14 protein-coding genes, 1 pseudogene and 1 riboswitch are annotated in these 15,987 nt (G+C 39.3%); of the genes and pseudogenes, 12 read left to right on the top strand and 3 right to left on the bottom strand.

What is annotated here, in order from left to right; genetic code table 11:
- Positions 1-344: 344 nt before the first annotated feature.
- Positions 345-608 (bottom strand): hypothetical protein, encoded by a 264-nt coding sequence (locus HPT25_RS20365; RefSeq protein WP_173068447.1) that lies wholly within the window; start codon positions 606-608, stop codon positions 345-347.
- Between the two features lie 210 nt (positions 609-818).
- Here HPT25_RS20365 and HPT25_RS20360 point away from each other — a divergent pair, with 210 nt between their 5' ends.
- Both HPT25_RS20360 and HPT25_RS20355 read left to right on the top strand, forming a co-directional pair.
- Positions 819-1,160, top strand: coding sequence for a hypothetical protein (locus tag HPT25_RS20360; protein ID WP_312857310.1), 342 nt, complete (start codon positions 819-821; stop codon positions 1,158-1,160).
- A pseudogene (locus tag HPT25_RS20355) lies at positions 1,139-1,401 on the top strand ((2Fe-2S)-binding protein); the annotation flags it as partial. The gene HPT25_RS20360 and the pseudogene HPT25_RS20355, both read left to right, overlap by 22 nt.
- Before the next feature lie 81 nt (positions 1,402-1,482).
- Here HPT25_RS20355 and HPT25_RS20350 read toward each other — a convergent pair.
- Positions 1,483-2,310, bottom strand: a complete 828-nt coding sequence (locus HPT25_RS20350) for a GNAT family N-acetyltransferase (RefSeq protein WP_173068442.1) — start codon at positions 2,308-2,310, stop codon at positions 1,483-1,485.
- A gap of 155 nt (positions 2,311-2,465) precedes the next feature.
- Between HPT25_RS20350 and HPT25_RS20345 the strand changes: the two genes are divergently transcribed.
- The 10 genes from HPT25_RS20345 (at position 2,466) to HPT25_RS20305 (ending at position 14,403) form a co-directional block, all read left to right on the top strand.
- Positions 2,466-2,852 carry a hypothetical protein gene (locus tag HPT25_RS20345; protein WP_173068440.1) on the top strand — a complete coding sequence of 129 codons (387 nt, stop codon included), beginning with the start codon at positions 2,466-2,468 and terminating at the stop codon, positions 2,850-2,852.
- A gap of 132 nt (positions 2,853-2,984) precedes the next feature.
- Entirely contained in the window at positions 2,985-5,351 is a 2,367-nt protein-coding gene (locus HPT25_RS20340; protein WP_173068438.1) for a polyprenyl synthetase family protein, read from the top strand.
- 31 nt (positions 5,352-5,382) lie between these two features.
- Positions 5,383-6,516 carry a glycosyl hydrolase family 18 protein gene (locus tag HPT25_RS20335; RefSeq protein WP_173068436.1) on the top strand — a complete coding sequence of 378 codons (1,134 nt, stop codon included), beginning with the start codon at positions 5,383-5,385 and terminating at the stop codon, positions 6,514-6,516.
- 176 nt (positions 6,517-6,692) lie between these two features.
- The gene (locus tag HPT25_RS20330) at positions 6,693-6,875 is read left to right on the top strand and encodes a DUF3896 family protein (RefSeq protein WP_173068434.1); all 183 of its coding nucleotides are present in this window, start codon (positions 6,693-6,695) and stop codon (positions 6,873-6,875) included.
- Positions 6,876-7,050: 175 nt separating this feature from the next.
- A complete protein-coding gene (locus tag HPT25_RS20325; protein WP_312857309.1) occupies positions 7,051-8,862 on the top strand; it encodes a sigma-54-dependent Fis family transcriptional regulator in 1,812 nt (603 codons plus the stop codon).
- A 193-nt stretch (positions 8,863-9,055) separates the two neighbouring features.
- Entirely contained in the window at positions 9,056-10,423 is a 1,368-nt protein-coding gene (locus HPT25_RS20320; RefSeq protein WP_217269777.1) for a putrescine aminotransferase, read from the top strand.
- A gap of 36 nt (positions 10,424-10,459) precedes the next feature.
- Positions 10,460-10,600, top strand: a complete 141-nt coding sequence (locus HPT25_RS28445; RefSeq protein ID WP_217269776.1) for a hypothetical protein — start codon at positions 10,460-10,462, stop codon at positions 10,598-10,600.
- Positions 10,601-10,689: 89 nt separating this feature from the next.
- Positions 10,690-11,892 (top strand): saccharopine dehydrogenase family protein, encoded by a 1,203-nt coding sequence (locus HPT25_RS20315; protein WP_173068431.1) that lies wholly within the window; start codon positions 10,690-10,692, stop codon positions 11,890-11,892.
- A gap of 323 nt (positions 11,893-12,215) precedes the next feature.
- Positions 12,216-12,330: riboswitch (TPP riboswitch) on the top strand.
- A 143-nt stretch (positions 12,331-12,473) separates the two neighbouring features.
- The gene (thiC, locus tag HPT25_RS20310) at positions 12,474-14,231 is read left to right on the top strand and encodes a phosphomethylpyrimidine synthase ThiC (RefSeq protein WP_173068428.1); all 1,758 of its coding nucleotides are present in this window, start codon (positions 12,474-12,476) and stop codon (positions 14,229-14,231) included.
- Positions 14,203-14,403, top strand: a complete 201-nt coding sequence (locus tag HPT25_RS20305) for a hypothetical protein (protein ID WP_173068425.1) — start codon at positions 14,203-14,205, stop codon at positions 14,401-14,403. Before thiC ends, HPT25_RS20305 begins: the two co-directional genes overlap by 29 nt.
- Positions 14,404-14,457: 54 nt before the next feature.
- On the opposite strand, the gene HPT25_RS20300 is transcribed toward HPT25_RS20305, so the two are convergent.
- On the bottom strand, positions 14,458-15,879 hold the full coding sequence (locus HPT25_RS20300; protein ID WP_173068422.1) for an amino acid permease: 1,422 nt from the start codon (positions 15,877-15,879) through the stop codon (positions 14,458-14,460).
- Positions 15,880-15,987: the final 108 nt, after the last annotated feature.

Here is a 15,987-nt window from a genome sequence, read left to right as displayed (position 1 = left end):
TTTTGGCGTTTTTTTCGTTTAATGTAGTAAAGTGTTAACTCGATGTAAATCTACTAAAGCGTGCTTTCCTTAAAAACTCGCCTACCTAAATAGGAAGGCACTGAAATCGCTTCGGATTTTTTCAGTACTCTTATTAAACTATTAAAAGTATTTATCATTAAAAAGTGCTTAATGAAGATATATATCATTTGGAATTCGAGATTTTTGAAGAGTTGGAATAAACCAAAATGATATTAGGTTCATATTGCATATTAGGTATAGGGGGTGCTGGTTTTGAGGTGGTTGGGAACCTTTGATTACCTATGCAGCTACTATTAAGTCCTATTTGACCTATAAAAGCAAATCTAGCGAAAAAGTTTATCTTTTAAACTTAATATAACTATTCCTAATAGTATACCGACTAGATTAAAGACCATATCTGTTACTGATATCCATAACGGGTCTGTTTGGACAATAGTATCGTAAATTTCCTTTAGAACTCCAACAGCCAATAAAACAAAGCAGACCTTAAATAGCCCAAAATGTTTATGCAACGCAAAAATGGTGATCATTGGTAATATAAAATGTAATAGTTTATGCCATTGAAAAAATATTTGTAAATCCATCATTATTTATCCTCCTATTTTTTTATATTAACTAGTTTATAGTGATTTATCAAATAATTGGTAAAAAGTCATTTATACGGATTTATCCTCGAAAATTGAAAAATCTCATTAAATCGTCTGTTGTGTAATTATTTTTATTCAAAATGAACAATCCCAATTTTACGGATTAAACTAAAGGGATTGAATAATACACTTTTGTATGGATAAAAATGGATGATGAAACAAACAACTTTTAATCCTTTTAATTTTTTACGAAAAATTGGGGGCATTATCATGATGGAAAATGGAAATATCTCAGTAGGAAAGCCCGAACAAAGAATAGATGCTATGGATAAGTCCACGGGAGCAATTAGATTTACAGGGGATTTTTTCTCTCATGGTCAATTACATACCAAATTGGTGACCAGTAAACAGGCACATGCAAGAATAAAATCAATTAAGCTCAATGAGGCATGGAAAGTCCCTGGTATTCGAGCGATCGTAACCGGAGAAATCTTTCCATATCATATCCAATTGAAAACATCCATCAGCCTATTACTACAATTGAAGGTTTAATGAACTCTCCTATTCCAAAAGCTTTTATTGAGAAGTGGGCAATCCAATGTGGATTTTGTACACCTGGATTTGTTTTGAACTGCCATGATTAGCTGAAAAATTTCCAAATGCAGATGATAATATTATAGAGGAATGGATGCAATCTAATCTTTGCCGTTGTACAGGATATCAGGAAATTAAGGAAGCAGTAAAAATGGTTTTAGAGCAACAATTATTAACTAAAAGGATAGACCCAGCATAGCTATATGCTGAGACTATCCTTTTTTAAAAGTCATGAAAAAGGCTGGACTATTATATGAAAACGGTCCAGCTTGATTAAATCTTAACCAATGTATTGGTAATAATCCTGGGAATGATAGCTTCTGAACCCGCACGATTCATAAAGCCGCAATGCATGAGCGTTTTTGGCTTCTACCTCAAGAAAAATAGAGAAGCCTTTTTGATGCTCCAATGATACGGCTTTGGAGAGTGCTTTTCTGCCAATACCTTTGCCTTGAAGTTCAGGATAAATGGCAAATCCGTAAATCCACGCTTCACCATCCTTTTCGGAAACACGCATTTTTCCAGCTGTTTTTCCAGCTGCTTCAATAATGAAATGTTGATCATGGGTTCTATACCGAGTTCTTTGGTTATATTCCCGCGCTTCCTTCTCTAGAAATCCAAAGCAAAGAACTTCAAGTTGTATTTGCGCCTCCCAATCCTCCTCAGAAACGGCTGTTCTTAAGGTAATTGAAGGGTCCTCCACCAACTCGGCTTCTTGCCATTTCATTTGATATTCTGCGATCTTAAAGGTACATGGAACGGTTTTTAAGAATTCCTTGGCAGAATTGGAGTCGGTAGGAGCATTTAGCAAAATGGTTGTGGCACCTTGCTGTTTTGCCAAATCCAGGCCCTGTTTCAGCAAACGCGAAAAAATGCCTCTTCTTCGATAATCCGGATGTACCATGCCGCAAAGCTCAACTTTATTACCGAAAGTATAGCTGCCTAAAAACCCGACAAGCTGTCCGTTTTCATATTGGAAGAAATCCTCTTTACATTTCCAAGACCGGTTTTCCAGCATATCGTGATTCAGCTTCAGCTCAAAACCTCCACCTTTTTCGCAAATTTCTTGAAGACTTTTTATCTCTAACAATTCTTTTGTCGTTACCATTTCATTTCCCCCTGTTCGGATTCCTTTATTGTTATTCTTTGTCAAAACCAGACAATCCTTCTTTTTACGATATTTCTATCACCCTCGTATTCTTAAAATTATTTGAACAAGTGTACCCATTTAAACATACATATAAAGTACAAGGAGGGATGATCATGTCATTAGAATCTCAATTTGTTGAAGCTTTAAGCGGTTTATTATATACAGCGGCAACAGCAGGGATTGCCGTCATTACGCCGAAAATAAAGAATTTTATTCATGCTCATACTCAGGAAAAAACGGCAGCGGTTGCTAGCAATGCCATCGATGGGTTAGCCAAAATTGCAGATTCAGTTGTCGCAGATTTTAATCAAAGGATCGTAACAGATATTAAAGCAAAACAAGCGTGGTCACCGGAATTTGCCGAACAAGTAAAAAAAGACGCAATGGCTGCCGTCAAATCTCAAGGTTCCTCATTTATCCAGCTCTTAAACAAAACGGAGGCTGATGTGGAACCGTTGATTTCCACTTTAATCGAACATGCCGTTTCCAAAGGAAAGTAAGCTGCTCTTTTAGAGTAGCTTTTTATTTTTACTTGAACTTTGCCGATATGGTTATAATCATATTCAATTAGGATTATATATAACTATATTTCTGTGCAGTTTTCATATAGTAAATTGTAGAGGTTGGATAGTATGAATGAGGAGTTAATAAAAAATGCGGATGCATGCTATCAGCTGGCGGAGCAGAAGGCTGCACAATATTTTCAAACCCTTTTCGAACAGGTATCCAATAAAACTTATGTTTCTGTTTTAACAAATGATTTTCAAGTTTGGAAGCAACAGCATATTCATCATTTGCCAAGCATTTCTCTCCGTAAGAAAAAATCAGAAGCGGAAGGATATCAACATTATCTCCAATGGTTGAAGTACACAGGAAAACTTGATCCTTATCTGGAACGCAGTATTTCCTATCTTTTCCTTCGGGATCTTGGCAAAACCTTAGATGATCCAGATACAATATCGAAGCTTCAAAGGACAATTGGCAGCTTGAAAAATTATATAACCAAGCTGGATTCTTCTGAGAAGAAGAATGACCTAAACATGGCTGCGATGTACCGCTGGGCTCAGAAAGAAAAGATTGAATCTGCCATCATCTGGTTGTTTGATAAATTAAGAACAGTATCTAAGAATATACCGAAGGGTTTGGAAGCGGAACATGCTCAGCGCAAACTGATCAAAATTATAGCGGGTGTGATGATGCACGCTTTGGTTGATATGAATGAGGATTTGCCGCCTGAAGAACGCAGGCAAAAATTGGATCAGGCGATAAGACTCGGCTATTCCTATGGGTTAACCTATCCCTTCATTGATGATCTCCTAGATGCTAATATCTTATCCTCTCAAGAGAAACAACAATATTCTGATATGATTCGGACCACCCTTATTACAGGATCTGTACCAAAGCAGAGAAATTGGATGGGAAAAAACGCAAACTTTATGCAATATATTCAATCAGAGCTTGAATCAGCTTTTACGTATATTAAAGCCCAGCAGCCACACGAGACGAGCAGCAAATTTTTTGAACAAGCCTATGTCTTTTTTCATTCACAGGAAGTGGATCGGATTAAAAATCTTGCCAATCGTCATTATAGAAATGAAGATTTATATATTCCGATTATTTTAAAATCCTCTTCTTCCAGGTTAATCGCACGTTCGGTCATCGAACCAGCCGAGGATGAAGGTTTTGAGTCACGTACTTTCTTTTACGGCTTATATAACCAATTGGCTGATGATTTTGCCGATATGTTCGACGATCTCAAAGATGGTGCTGTTACTCCATATACGTATTATTTAAAACATCATAATCAGCGTCCAGATCTTATTAACCCGTTTGAATTATATTGGGCCGTGATTGCAAACTTGATCCACGATGTGTATCACTCAGACCCCAAGACGAGAGAAGTCATCCTTAATCGGGCCATTAATGGCCTGAAACGTTTTAAAAAAAGAATAGGAACCCAAAAATATCATGAGGTAATGGAGCTTTTTTCGTTCGGAAACCCATCCTTTCAACGTCTCTTGCAAAAAATGGTCCGAAAAGCAGGTGATGTAGACTTTTTTGACAAGCTGCTTCGAGACCACATGATTTTCATGTTGAAAAATGAACGAAAAGAGCAGCAGGAATTTTTAGATACTGTTGACCATGTCCGCGACAAAATTAACAGCCTCTTACGGATTCCTTTAGATGATAATGGATCCATCATGAAAAATCAGATGATTGAAGCAGCGAACTATTGTCTGGAGGCAGGCGGAAAGCGGCTCCGACCCATCATAACATGGGTAATGGGAGTGAATGAATATGGATTGGAACAAAGGGCGATAGAGCCTTTACTGAAATCATTGGAGTATATGCATACCGCCTCCCTAATTTTTGATGATTTGCCATCACAGGATAATTCTCACATACGCAGAGGCAGGCCGACTCTCCACAAAGCAAAAACAATTGCAGTTGCAGAATTAACGGGTTTATTTTTAACACAGAAGGCGATCGAGGAGCAAGCTTCTCTGAACCGGTTCGATCCCGACGCGGTTTTAAGACTGATTCATTATTCAGCAAAAAAGACAGAGCTTATGTGCGAAGGTCAGGCAATGGATTTGGACTCGAAAGGAAAAACATTAACACTGCAACATTTGAATCTGTTATGTGCTTATAAAACAAGTATTGCCTTTGAAGCATCACTCATTATGCCAGCGATCCTTGCTAAGGCAAATGAAACTGAAATGATGGCTTTAAAAAGATTCGCTTATCACGCAGGCATTGCGTTTCAAATTAAGGATGATCTGTTGGATGTGGAAGGCGAAATGGACTTGATGGGCAAGCCGATTGGAAAAGATGATGAAAATGACAGTTCAACCTTTGTGTCCGTTTTAGGTCTGGAAGGGGCACGAAAAGATATGTGGGAGAATTACTGCCTTGCGATCGAAGCATGGCAACACATCCCGAGTCAGCCTGCGTTTTTAAAACATTTAATGAACTATATCGTGAACAGGAGTCGTTAAGAGTTCTATTAATGGTTGGAAAGGAGGATTAATGATTAAGAACATATTTAACTGGAAATCGAGTCAGGTCCGATTTCATCCATCTTTTTGGATGATGGCCATTTTGCTTTTTTCATTGGTGCTGCTGGTCCCCAGTATGATTGTGTATATTGGAGGGAGCAACACTGCTCCTAATCATGGGGTAGGAGCAAAGCAAAGTTCTACTAACGGTACATCTCAAACTGGTAAAGCATCCTCCATCACACTTGGCTGGGTTTCAGGTACTCTTCCCAATGTTCAAGGCCTGGCTGACTATAAGAACTTAACAGTTGTATCACCAGATTCTGCCACGATTGATAACCATTTCAATCTCCAAGTAAATTCGAATGCGGTGTTAACAAACAAGATTCTAGCAGAGGGTAAAGTCATATGGGCACGAATCATGATGGACACAGATACAAACACAAAAGTCCATGAATTCCTAACAAACCATACGAAAACCAAGCAGATTATTAAAAATATTCACCAAAATGCCGTACACAACCATTGGTATGGCGTTAATCTGGATATTGAAAATGTGAGCCGCGCTGACCGTGGAGCATTTTCTCAATTTATCAAAAATCTATCTTCAGAATTAAATAAAACGTCTATTGTCTTATCCATCGATCTTCCACCTGATCCAAATGGCAGAAATAATAATGGTTCACCATTTGATCATGACATTATTGGAAAATACTGCGATTATATTGTGTTTATGGGCTATGACGAGCATTGGGGAACGGATCCGGTACCAGGCCCTGTTACATCCTTATCGTGGCTAAAGGAAAATGTGCAAGAATTCATTCAAACTGGCATTCCGGCAGATAAAATCATCATGGGTGTCCCAGGTTATACAAGGATTTGGCAGCAAAATCCCCAAGGGAAAATTGTGAAAGACCCAGCAGAGCCGATTCAATATGTTGAAAGTTTAGTCACCAAAAATCGCCGTAATCTATCCTGGGATCCCTCGTTAGGTGAATATTACACCTCTTACTATGCCAATAACCTGCAATATAAAATATGGCTGCCAACAGCAAAGTCATTAAACCTTTACATTGATCTAGTATCCAAATACCATCTGGCAGGATCGGCAGTTTGGGAATTAAGATTTATGAATGCGAACTATTGGAATCAAATATTTAATTAAATATTCTTAAGAAAGTATCATTTTTCTAAAAATCAAGACTCCCATGTGTTCCAAATTCTGAAACATAAGTGTCACGAATCTTCAACATCTGCGCCGTGAACAACGGTGTTTTTTTACTATAATTTAGATATAAAAGAATGCGGTATAAAAGAAGAACAGAAAAGGGAGTCTTGAACATGAACTTTGAAGAAGTGAAAGAAAAATTAGAGACATCGAAACGTGTGCTGCAGAAGAAATTGGAGAATCCAAACTTAACCTTGGCAGAAAGAGAAATCCTTCTAAATGAGATTCATAATTTAGAATATATACTTGAACTAACCGATATGAATCATTTTCAGCGAGGGTTCGTCCTTCATTAAATACCACCTATCAGGCATCTGCATTAGATGCCTTTTCTATTTTCTAGGTTACTATATTTTAAAAATGACTAGAAAATAAAAAACAGCAAAAAACGAACCGTCATTTAGTATAAAATGTTATTAATAAACAGAATGATGTGACATCCAATCTTTTTAATCGTTTTGGAGGGATAATGTGACCAGCCGTTTGATGGAGTTTCAGGTTCAGGTACAGGAGATTGCGTCAGCCATTTCGGCGGCCTTAAAGCTGGATACAGAAGTAATAGATGACGCGATGACCGTTGTCGCCGGGACGGGCAAAATCAAAAAACGTATCAATAAAAAGGAGGAAAATGGTTTTAGAGATGCAGGGTTTTTATATGGAAGAGTGTTAACTACTAATCAACCCTATATTGTGGAGGATGCACGAAATGATCCTCACTATGACCCTTCCTATATTACGAGTCAAGTGGAGGAGTATGCGGAAATTTGTTGTCCAATCCGCTATCAGGGACGAGCTATTGGCGTTCTGGGCCTGTTGGCATTTTCAGAGGAACAGCAAAAGCAGCTGCTCGAAAATAAAACCCAAATGCTCGAATTTTTAGAGCAGATGGAAAAATTATTAGCGGGGAAAATTGCTGAACAAGAAGCGATTAAAAAAATACAATTAACGACTATTCAATTAAATACCATTATTGAATCGATCCATGAGGGAATTGTGGCAATAGATGATACGGGGGTGATTAATCACATTAATCCTCCTGTTGAAACTCTTTTTAAACGTAAAAGAGGAGAACTGATCGGAAGGTCGCTTTCTGAAGTGCTTCCAGGGTCTCCGATGCTGGAGGTACTAACAACGGGAGAAGCTTATAAAGAAAAAGAGGAAACGTACGAAATAAAAGGAGTGCAAACCGAATTTCTAGTATCCACATCACCCATTCGGCTGAAGAACCAGATTATTGGGGCAGTGTCTTCTATTCGAAAAAGTTCTGATGTTCGTAGGTTGGCTTACTCTATGACTAGCTCACACCGACTTTCTTCGATAGATGAAGTGATCGGGGAAAGTGAGCCGTTGAAGAAATTAAAGGAACAGGCGAGCAAGATTTGTAATAGCCATTCAACCATATTAATTACAGGAGAAACCGGGACAGGGAAAGGCCTCTTGGCTATGGCCATCCATCATGCAGGGGAACGGCGAGGAGGTCCATTCATTAATGTCAATTGCGGGGCCATTCCTGATTCTTTATTAGAGAGTGAGTTGTTCGGTTATGAAAATGGCGCATTTACAGGTGCCAGAAGACAAGGAAAAGTAGGGAAATTCGAATTAGCGGATAAAGGAACGATTTTTCTGGATGAAATCGGCGATATGCCTCTACATCTTCAGATTAAACTGCTGCATGTTTTGCAAACAAAGGAAATCGAAAGGGTCGGCGGAACGAAATCAATTCCGATTAATGTCAGGGTCATGGCTGCTACTAACAAAAATTTGGAACAAGCTGTGTTAGACGGAGAATTCCGGGCAGATTTATATTTTCGTTTAAACGTGATTCCAATCTCCATTCCTCCATTAAAGGAGAGGATGAGTGACATCCCCATTCTAATGAATCATTTTCTTCAGAAACACATGAAAATTGCCAATAAGCCCATAGAAGAATTTGATGATGAAACGATCAAAATTTTGCAGGAATATAATTGGCCAGGAAATATCAGAGAGTTGGAAAATGCGGTAGAGTACGCAGTGAATATGGAAACCACAACAAAAATTACGCCCGAAAGTCTGCCGCGCCGTATCCTCAATTGGCGAAAACCAAATGGACAGTCGAGTGAATTAAGTCTAAAAAAACGATTGCAAATGGAAGAAAAATATATTCTAAAGAATTTATTAGACAAATATGGTGCCAGTGTAAAATCAAAAAAATTAATGGCTCATGAATTGGAAATAAGTTTGGCCACCCTTTATCGCAAACTAGAAGAACATGAACTTCTCAAATTTGAGAAAAGTTTCTAAGATTTGAGAAATATAGTTTGCAGCTGAAAACATCCATCATTTTCGAGCAAAATAGTCAGGAATGGAAAGAGATTTCTCAAGAATGAGAAATCTCCTTTTTTATTTATGTTGATGTAATCATGTATTTTGCTTGGCGCGATTCTTGCAGTATTTTAGTTGTCGTTTTCAAAATGAATAAAAAAGGATGGATAAAATGCAAAAAACACGAGAAGAAAGTTTAGATCTTGCCAAAAGTATTTTACACTTCATCGAAAGTAAAGAACTAACAGAAGAAGAAAAAAGTCGAATCGTTTCAGACTCGGTTGAAAATTTTGGTTTGTATGTGAATAGTGCGATCTTAAAACACCGCAAGGCTGCTTCAACGGACTTTTCATTTGTTGAATGGGAGGGAGAAGGAGCTGTTTTTCGTGATACAAAAGGAAGAGAATTTATCGATTGTTTAGGCGGTTATGGGGTTTATTTACTCGGACACCGGCATCCGAATGTTGTAAAAGCGGTAGAAGCCCAGATTAAACGATATGCCCTCCACAGCCAAGAGCTGGTTGACCCGTTGCGCGGCTATCTGTCCAAACTCGTGGCTGCGATTACCCCTGGTGATCTACAATATTCTTATTTAACGAATTGCGGAACAGAAGCAAACGAAATGGCGCTTAAATTAGCAAGGATTGCCACAGGGAAAAAATGCTTTATTTCCACAACGAACGGTTTCCATGGCAAAACCTTTGGCTCGCTTTCAGCCTCGGGAAAGGCCGTTTTCCGTGAACCCTATATGCCGCTTTTACCTGGATTCTACCATGTTGAATTTGGAAATGCAGATGAAATGGAAAAAATGATAAAAAATCTTGAAGCAACAGGTGAAACCGTTGCCGGAATTATGGTGGAACCAATCCAAGGAGAAGGCGGTGTCAATATTCCCCCTCAGAACTATTTTAAAAGACTTCGGCAAATTTGTGATGAGCATGACTGTTTGCTCATTGTAGATGAAATCCAAACGGGGATGGGGCGGACCGGAAAAATGTTTGGCATTGAACATTTTGAAGTCATTCCTGATATTATGACAATCGGAAAAGCATTTGGCGGAGGTGTGATGCCGATCGCTGCAATGGTTGCCCGCCCGAAATTCTGGACCAAATTGGAAGAAAATCCATTCCTTCTGGGTTCCTCTACATTTGGCGGAAATCCTCTCTGCTGTGCAGGAGCGATTGCGGGCATAAAGACCATTTTGGAAGAAAATATCCCTGAGATGGCTAAAGATAAAGGTGATTATATATTATCCCGTCTAGTTCAAATCCAAAAGGAACATTCAGATTTATTAGTTGCAGTAAGAGGCAAAGGATTGTTAATTGGCATGCAATTTGCTAACAATGAAATCGGTTTTGAATTGGCGAAACGGTTATTTACGGACAACATTTTAGTTGGCGGAACGTTAAATAATTCCAGAGTCATTCGGATTGAGCCGCCAGCTGTCATTTCATATGAACAAATTGATCAAGTTCTTTATGGCATTCATCAACATCTGGAAGAAATGAGGAAGCTGCAGCACCAAGCCATCCACAACTAGAAAATCTCATCATTTGTTTTGATCTGAATATTTAGAATGCTGGCGCATCATAAAAACTGCATGTATGACCATACAATGAATCAAAGAGATAATTCCATTGATATTACGCACAGGCTTGGTTTAGATCAAGCCTGGCTTAATATAGATCAAACACCTGAAAGGGGCGTGGCAATATAAATTGAAACAATGGGTTGAAATCGGATCAGGTAAACGTTGGCTGTTGCGTATTCGGATTTAGAATGATGAATTTTTAGGAGGACGACTGTTTGAGTTTTAATGCAGCAATTCTGGGAGTTGGCGGTGTAGGTCAGGTATGTGCATCGGAGGTAGTCAAGAAGGGATATTTAAATAAATTAGTACTAGCGGATATTTCCACATTAGCGGCAGAAAAGATTGTGGAAAAACTGCGTGAAAAGACATCAGCTTCTATAGAGGTTTGTCAGGTAAATGCGTGTAATAAAGACAGCGTGGCATCGATATTAAAAGATATTGACGTACTCATTCATGCTGGAATACCAGAGTTTAACTATACCGTCATGCAGGCGTGTATTGACACAAAAACCCATTATATTGACATGGCTTCCGATAGCCCTGATGACCTATTAAAGCAACTAGATTGGGGTGATCGATTTAAAAAAGCAGGTGTACTAGGGATTATGGGGTTAGGATGTGACCCAGGTTTTTCAAATATAGCAGCAAGATATGCGGCGGATCAATTAGATACCGTGAAATCAATCACGATTCTTGATGGGGATAATTCCGAGGTCGATTATGAGGGATTTTGCGCATTCTTCAGCCCTCAAACAGCCATACAGGAATGTCTGGCAAAACCAAATTATTGGACAGCAAAAGATGGTTTACAATATTATCCAACTCCATTTGCAAATAAAGATGAGTTTGAATTTCCAGAGCCTATCGGTTGGTTGGACTGCTATGTGGTGGAACACGAGGAAGCTGCAACCCTCGGTAAGACCATTGGCAAAGGTTGTGAATATGTAGAGTTTCGTTATGCACTTCACCCGGATTTCGTGAATACATTAAAGGTCTTAAGTTATTTGGGACTTGATAGTAAAGAACCAATTAAAGTGGGCGGTGTGGATGTCATCCCGCGTGATGTAGTGGTGACCACTATGCCAAAGCCTGCCGAACTTGCTGGGAAAATACATGGATATTCCTGTGTGGGTGCATATGTAAAAGGCACGAAGGGCAGCCAAAACGAAGAACTGTTCGTTTATACACTTGCCAACCATGATGAAATCTATAAAAAAGTTGGATTTCAAGCCACGGTTTGGCAAACTGGGGTACCGCCAGTCGTAGCAGTTGATATGATCGCTGAAGGCCTCTTGAATGAAACAGGGTGTATACCGCCAGAAATGATTGACCCTGCACCTTTCTTCGAACGCTTAAAAGCAAGAGGCATGGAAATGTTTGTGATGCGGAAAACTAGTCCAATTATTAAGACGGCTTAATGATAAAAAGGAGGATAACCTCAAAAATGGAGGTTATCCTCTATTTAATTATTACTATCGAAGAATTTTTAACGTTACATGCCAGACGTTTCACTTTTCTATATCACTTCAGAAATTAGCCATAAACACCATTAAAAAAATGTTGAAAATCAGCAATAACAAGCAGTCTAATTTAAAATAAAGGAATAGTTATTTTTATGGTTACATAGATCACATGGAAAGGAAAAGGATGTCTTTCTAAAAAAATAAATGATCATATTACTTTTCTATCTATATAATTTATGTTATGTTTATCCAGTAAGTCTCATAAATTAAATATTGAATTACTCTACTAGGGGGGTCCGATGGCTCGGACTGAGAGAAGAATGCGTTAAAATTCTTTGACCCTTTGAACCTGATCTGGATTATACCAGCGTAGGGAAGTAGTATCGAAGGTGTCAATTATGCTAGATTGGTGCCTCTACTTCTTTGATGACCAATCAGGTTCTGTGCATGCACAGAACCTTTTTTATTGTCATTTATCCCTTAGCTGGTGTGCTCCTAAAGGTTCACGATTAACCAATTTTGAGGAGGAACTTGTCATGCAAAGGGAACCAAAAGTACAAATTGAATTGAAATCACAATTTTCAGGAAGCCAGAAGGTGTATGTGGAGGGTTCAAGGCCGGATATCCATGTTCCAATGCGAGAAATTAAGCAAAATCCCACTGTTACGGATTTTCAGGAAGAAACAAATGAACCGATACGCGTATACGACACTAGCGGCCCCTATACGGACACTGAATATCAAGTAGATATTAGGAAAGGACTACCGGCATTACGCCATAAATGGATCATGGAACGCGATGATGTCGAGGCCTATGCGGGAAGAGAGATTAAGCCAAATGATAATGGATTTCTGGAAGGGGATGAACGGGCGAACCAGGAGTGGTTCCCAAATATCAATCAAACACCCCTCCGAGCTAAAATAGGAAAAAATGTCACACAAATGCATTATGCCAAGAAAGGAATCATTACACCCGAAATGGAATACATAGCCATTAGGGAAAATATGGATCCGGAATTTGTTCGTAGTGAGGTGGCAAGAGGGAGAGCGATCATTCCGGCAAATATTAACCACCCCGAAAGTGAGCCAATGATCATAGGTCGCAATTTTCATGTCAAAATCAATGCAAACATCGGAAATTCAGCCGTCACTTCTTCGATTGAAGAAGAGGTGGAAAAAATGACCTGGGCCATCCGCTGGGGAGCCGATACGATCATGGATTTATCGACAGGGAAAAATATTCATACAACAAGGGAATGGATTATCCGCAATTCCCCTGTGCCTGTAGGTACCGTACCGATTTATCAAGCCCTTGAGAAAGTCAATGGAATTGCCGAGGATTTAACTTGGGAAGTCTATCGTGATACATTAATTGAACAAGCAGAACAAGGTGTGGATTATTTTACCATTCATGCGGGCGTGTTGCTGCGGTATATCCCATTAACTGTGAAACGGACGACAGGAATCGTATCCCGCGGCGGGTCGATTCTGGCGCAATGGTGTTTAGCCCACCATCAGGAAAATTTCTTATATACGCACTTCGAAGAGATCTGTGAAATTTTAAAAACATATGATATTTCAGTATCTCTAGGGGACGGTCTTCGTCCTGGAAGCATAGCCGATGCCAATGATGAAGCTCAGTTTGCCGAACTTGAAACATTGGGTGAATTAACGAAAATTGCTTGGAAGCATGATGTACAGGTCATGATTGAAGGGCCAGGCCATGTACCGATGCATATGATTAAAGAGAATGTCGATAAGCAAATGGAAATATGCCAAGAAGCGCCCTTTTATACACTTGGACCACTGACAACTGATATTGCCCCGGGATATGATCACATTACATCTGCGATAGGCGCCGCGATGATTGGCTGGTTTGGAACGGCAATGCTTTGCTATGTAACGCCAAAAGAACATCTTGGTCTGCCAAATAAAGAAGATGTCCGTGATGGGGTAATTGCTTATAAAATAGCTGCCCATGCAGCCGATTTGGCGAAAGGCCATCCTGGTGCACAAGTTCGTGACAATGCTTTATCGAAAGCCCGTTTTGAATTCCGATGGGAAGACCAATTTAATCTTTCACTTGATCCGGAACGTGCTCGTGAATATCATGATGAAACCCTTCCTGCTACTGGTGCTAAAACAGCCCATTTTTGTTCCATGTGCGGTCCGAAATTTTGCTCCATGAAAATTTCTCATCACATTCGGGGAATGGCTGGTGAAAGGGAAATAGAAGAAGGAATGAAGCAAAAGGCGGAGGAATTCATTGAAGATGGATCAAGAATTTACCGATAATAGTTTTATTGTGAAGAAATTAACCAAAGAAATGAAGCTCCTTCAGCAGCAGCTAGATTTATTGCAAAAGGAACTGGCCAGTATCCAGCAACAATGCAGGCATATCTTTTGGGAAACGAGCGGTTTCAGGAAATGCCGAAAATGCGGGTTAACAGAAAGCACCTATTTTTAATAGAGAAAAATAGAAAACAGCCAATCATATTGTGATCGGCTGTTTTCTTTCCGCTTATGCAGCTTCTTGTTCTATAACTGAGTCCTTTGCCTTAAGCTTCATTAAAAAAGGATAGACGAGAATTCCTACTGCATATAAGGCGATTCCTAATAGGAATGTTTTCATATTCGAAGTTCCCGCTATGATGACATAAATGGCATAAATGGTAGCGAGAGAAGAAATAATGCCATCCATGATGCGCCCTTTTCCGTTTTGATACGTATCACCCTTGGCCACCATTTTCATTTGATAAATAGAAGATGCTGCATAAGGAACGAGATAGGCGAGGGTTGCGACCTGTACAACGAAATTATAAGCATTACTTAACGTATCCGAAATCGTTAAGAATAGAAAAATTTGCGAAAATGCATTGGTCAGAATAAGAGATGATGCCGGAACTCCATTTTTATTTTCCTTTTTAAAGATAGGAGGGAACAGTCCTTGTTTAGCCGCTTGGTAAGGAGCTTCTGCACTCAGGAAAATCCATCCGATCGTTGTTCCTGTTAAAGAGATCAAATCGAACACTGCCATGACATAACTGACATGATGACCGACTACTTTTTGAAGTGCGTCAACTAGCGGTTTATTTGCGTTCATTAATTCGGTTTGCGTCAAACTTCCCATTACTAGCATCGTGATTCCAACATAAATCACTAACGAGATCACAAGTCCAAGAACAGTTGCCTTTTTAATATCTGAATGTTTCTTCGCACGTTTCGAAAACATGACGGCGGATTCGATTCCAACAAACGCCCAAAGTGTTGTTACAGCCGCATTGTTGACTTGTCCAAGCAAGCCAAGATGGCCACCGTTGTCATCCGTCCTTGGTTGTACAAAAGGAAGCAGATTAGTTTTTTGAAAAGCAAATAGTGTAAAACAGATAAAAATTAAAAAGCCAATCACCTTAGTCGCTGTTGCCACAAAGTTAATTTGTCCCGTTCTTTCAATCCCTCGTAAAATAATGGCATTGATGGCCCAAAGTACGATGGAACAAATGACGAATGTAATAAAACCACCAACTTTGACGGTTAATGACCCGACCGTAAATAATTTGGCGCTACTGGTCATAATAGGAAAGAAGGTTGATAGATAGCCGATAAACGTTGTTAAAACGGCTACATTCCCTGTCACGTTTGCAATCCAATATCCCCAAGAGACGACATACCCAGATAATACGCCGGAACGGGACCCTTCAAGAAAAATCGCCTGTGCATACATCTGAACACCACCGTTCAAATCCGGCTTTCTCAAGGATAGATTTCCAAATACTAATGAAAGCATTAAGACACCAACACCGGTCACAAGCCATGCAAGCAAGACGCCTGCTGGACTTGCCGCTTTCGCAAGTGATTGTGGAAGCATAAATATTCCGGACCCGACCATATTCCCAACTACAAGAGCTGTCAGAAGCCAAAGACCTAATTTGTTGCTTTTCATCTATAAAACCTCCGTAAAATAATTATTCGCCAGGTTGTATCTTTATTCAACGTTGATTATTTTACTCTGTTCTGCTAAAGCGATCAAGAGTTTTTGAGAATTGGTCGA

It is taken from the genome of Neobacillus endophyticus, assembly GCF_013248975.1.
Classification (GTDB): Bacteria; Bacillota; Bacilli; order Bacillales; family Cytobacillaceae; genus Neobacillus; species Neobacillus endophyticus.
The sequence above is the reverse complement of the archived record's forward strand: the minus strand, read 5'-3'. Positions and strand labels throughout refer to the sequence as shown.

What these genes read in the sequence shown, in the direction of transcription:
- HPT25_RS20365 (WP_173068447.1), bottom strand. Translation starts at nt 608, where the DNA reads ATGATGGATTTACAAATATTTTTTCAATGGCATAAACTATTACATTTT.
- HPT25_RS20360 (WP_312857310.1), top strand. Translation starts at nt 819, where the DNA reads ATGATGAAACAAACAACTTTTAATCCTTTTAATTTTTTACGAAAAATT.
- HPT25_RS20350 (WP_173068442.1), bottom strand. Translation starts at nt 2,310, where the DNA reads ATGGTAACGACAAAAGAATTGTTAGAGATAAAAAGTCTTCAAGAAATT.
- HPT25_RS20345 (WP_173068440.1), top strand. Translation starts at nt 2,466, where the DNA reads ATGTCATTAGAATCTCAATTTGTTGAAGCTTTAAGCGGTTTATTATAT.
- HPT25_RS20340 (WP_173068438.1), top strand. Translation starts at nt 2,985, where the DNA reads ATGAATGAGGAGTTAATAAAAAATGCGGATGCATGCTATCAGCTGGCG.
- HPT25_RS20335 (WP_173068436.1), top strand. Translation starts at nt 5,383, where the DNA reads ATGATTAAGAACATATTTAACTGGAAATCGAGTCAGGTCCGATTTCAT.
- HPT25_RS20330 (WP_173068434.1), top strand. Translation starts at nt 6,693, where the DNA reads ATGAACTTTGAAGAAGTGAAAGAAAAATTAGAGACATCGAAACGTGTG.
- HPT25_RS20320 (WP_217269777.1), top strand. Translation starts at nt 9,056, where the DNA reads ATGCAAAAAACACGAGAAGAAAGTTTAGATCTTGCCAAAAGTATTTTA.
- HPT25_RS28445 (WP_217269776.1), top strand. Translation starts at nt 10,460, where the DNA reads ATGCTGGCGCATCATAAAAACTGCATGTATGACCATACAATGAATCAA.
- thiC (WP_173068428.1), top strand. Translation starts at nt 12,474, where the DNA reads ATGCAAAGGGAACCAAAAGTACAAATTGAATTGAAATCACAATTTTCA.
- HPT25_RS20300 (WP_173068422.1), bottom strand. Translation starts at nt 15,879, where the DNA reads ATGAAAAGCAACAAATTAGGTCTTTGGCTTCTGACAGCTCTTGTAGTT.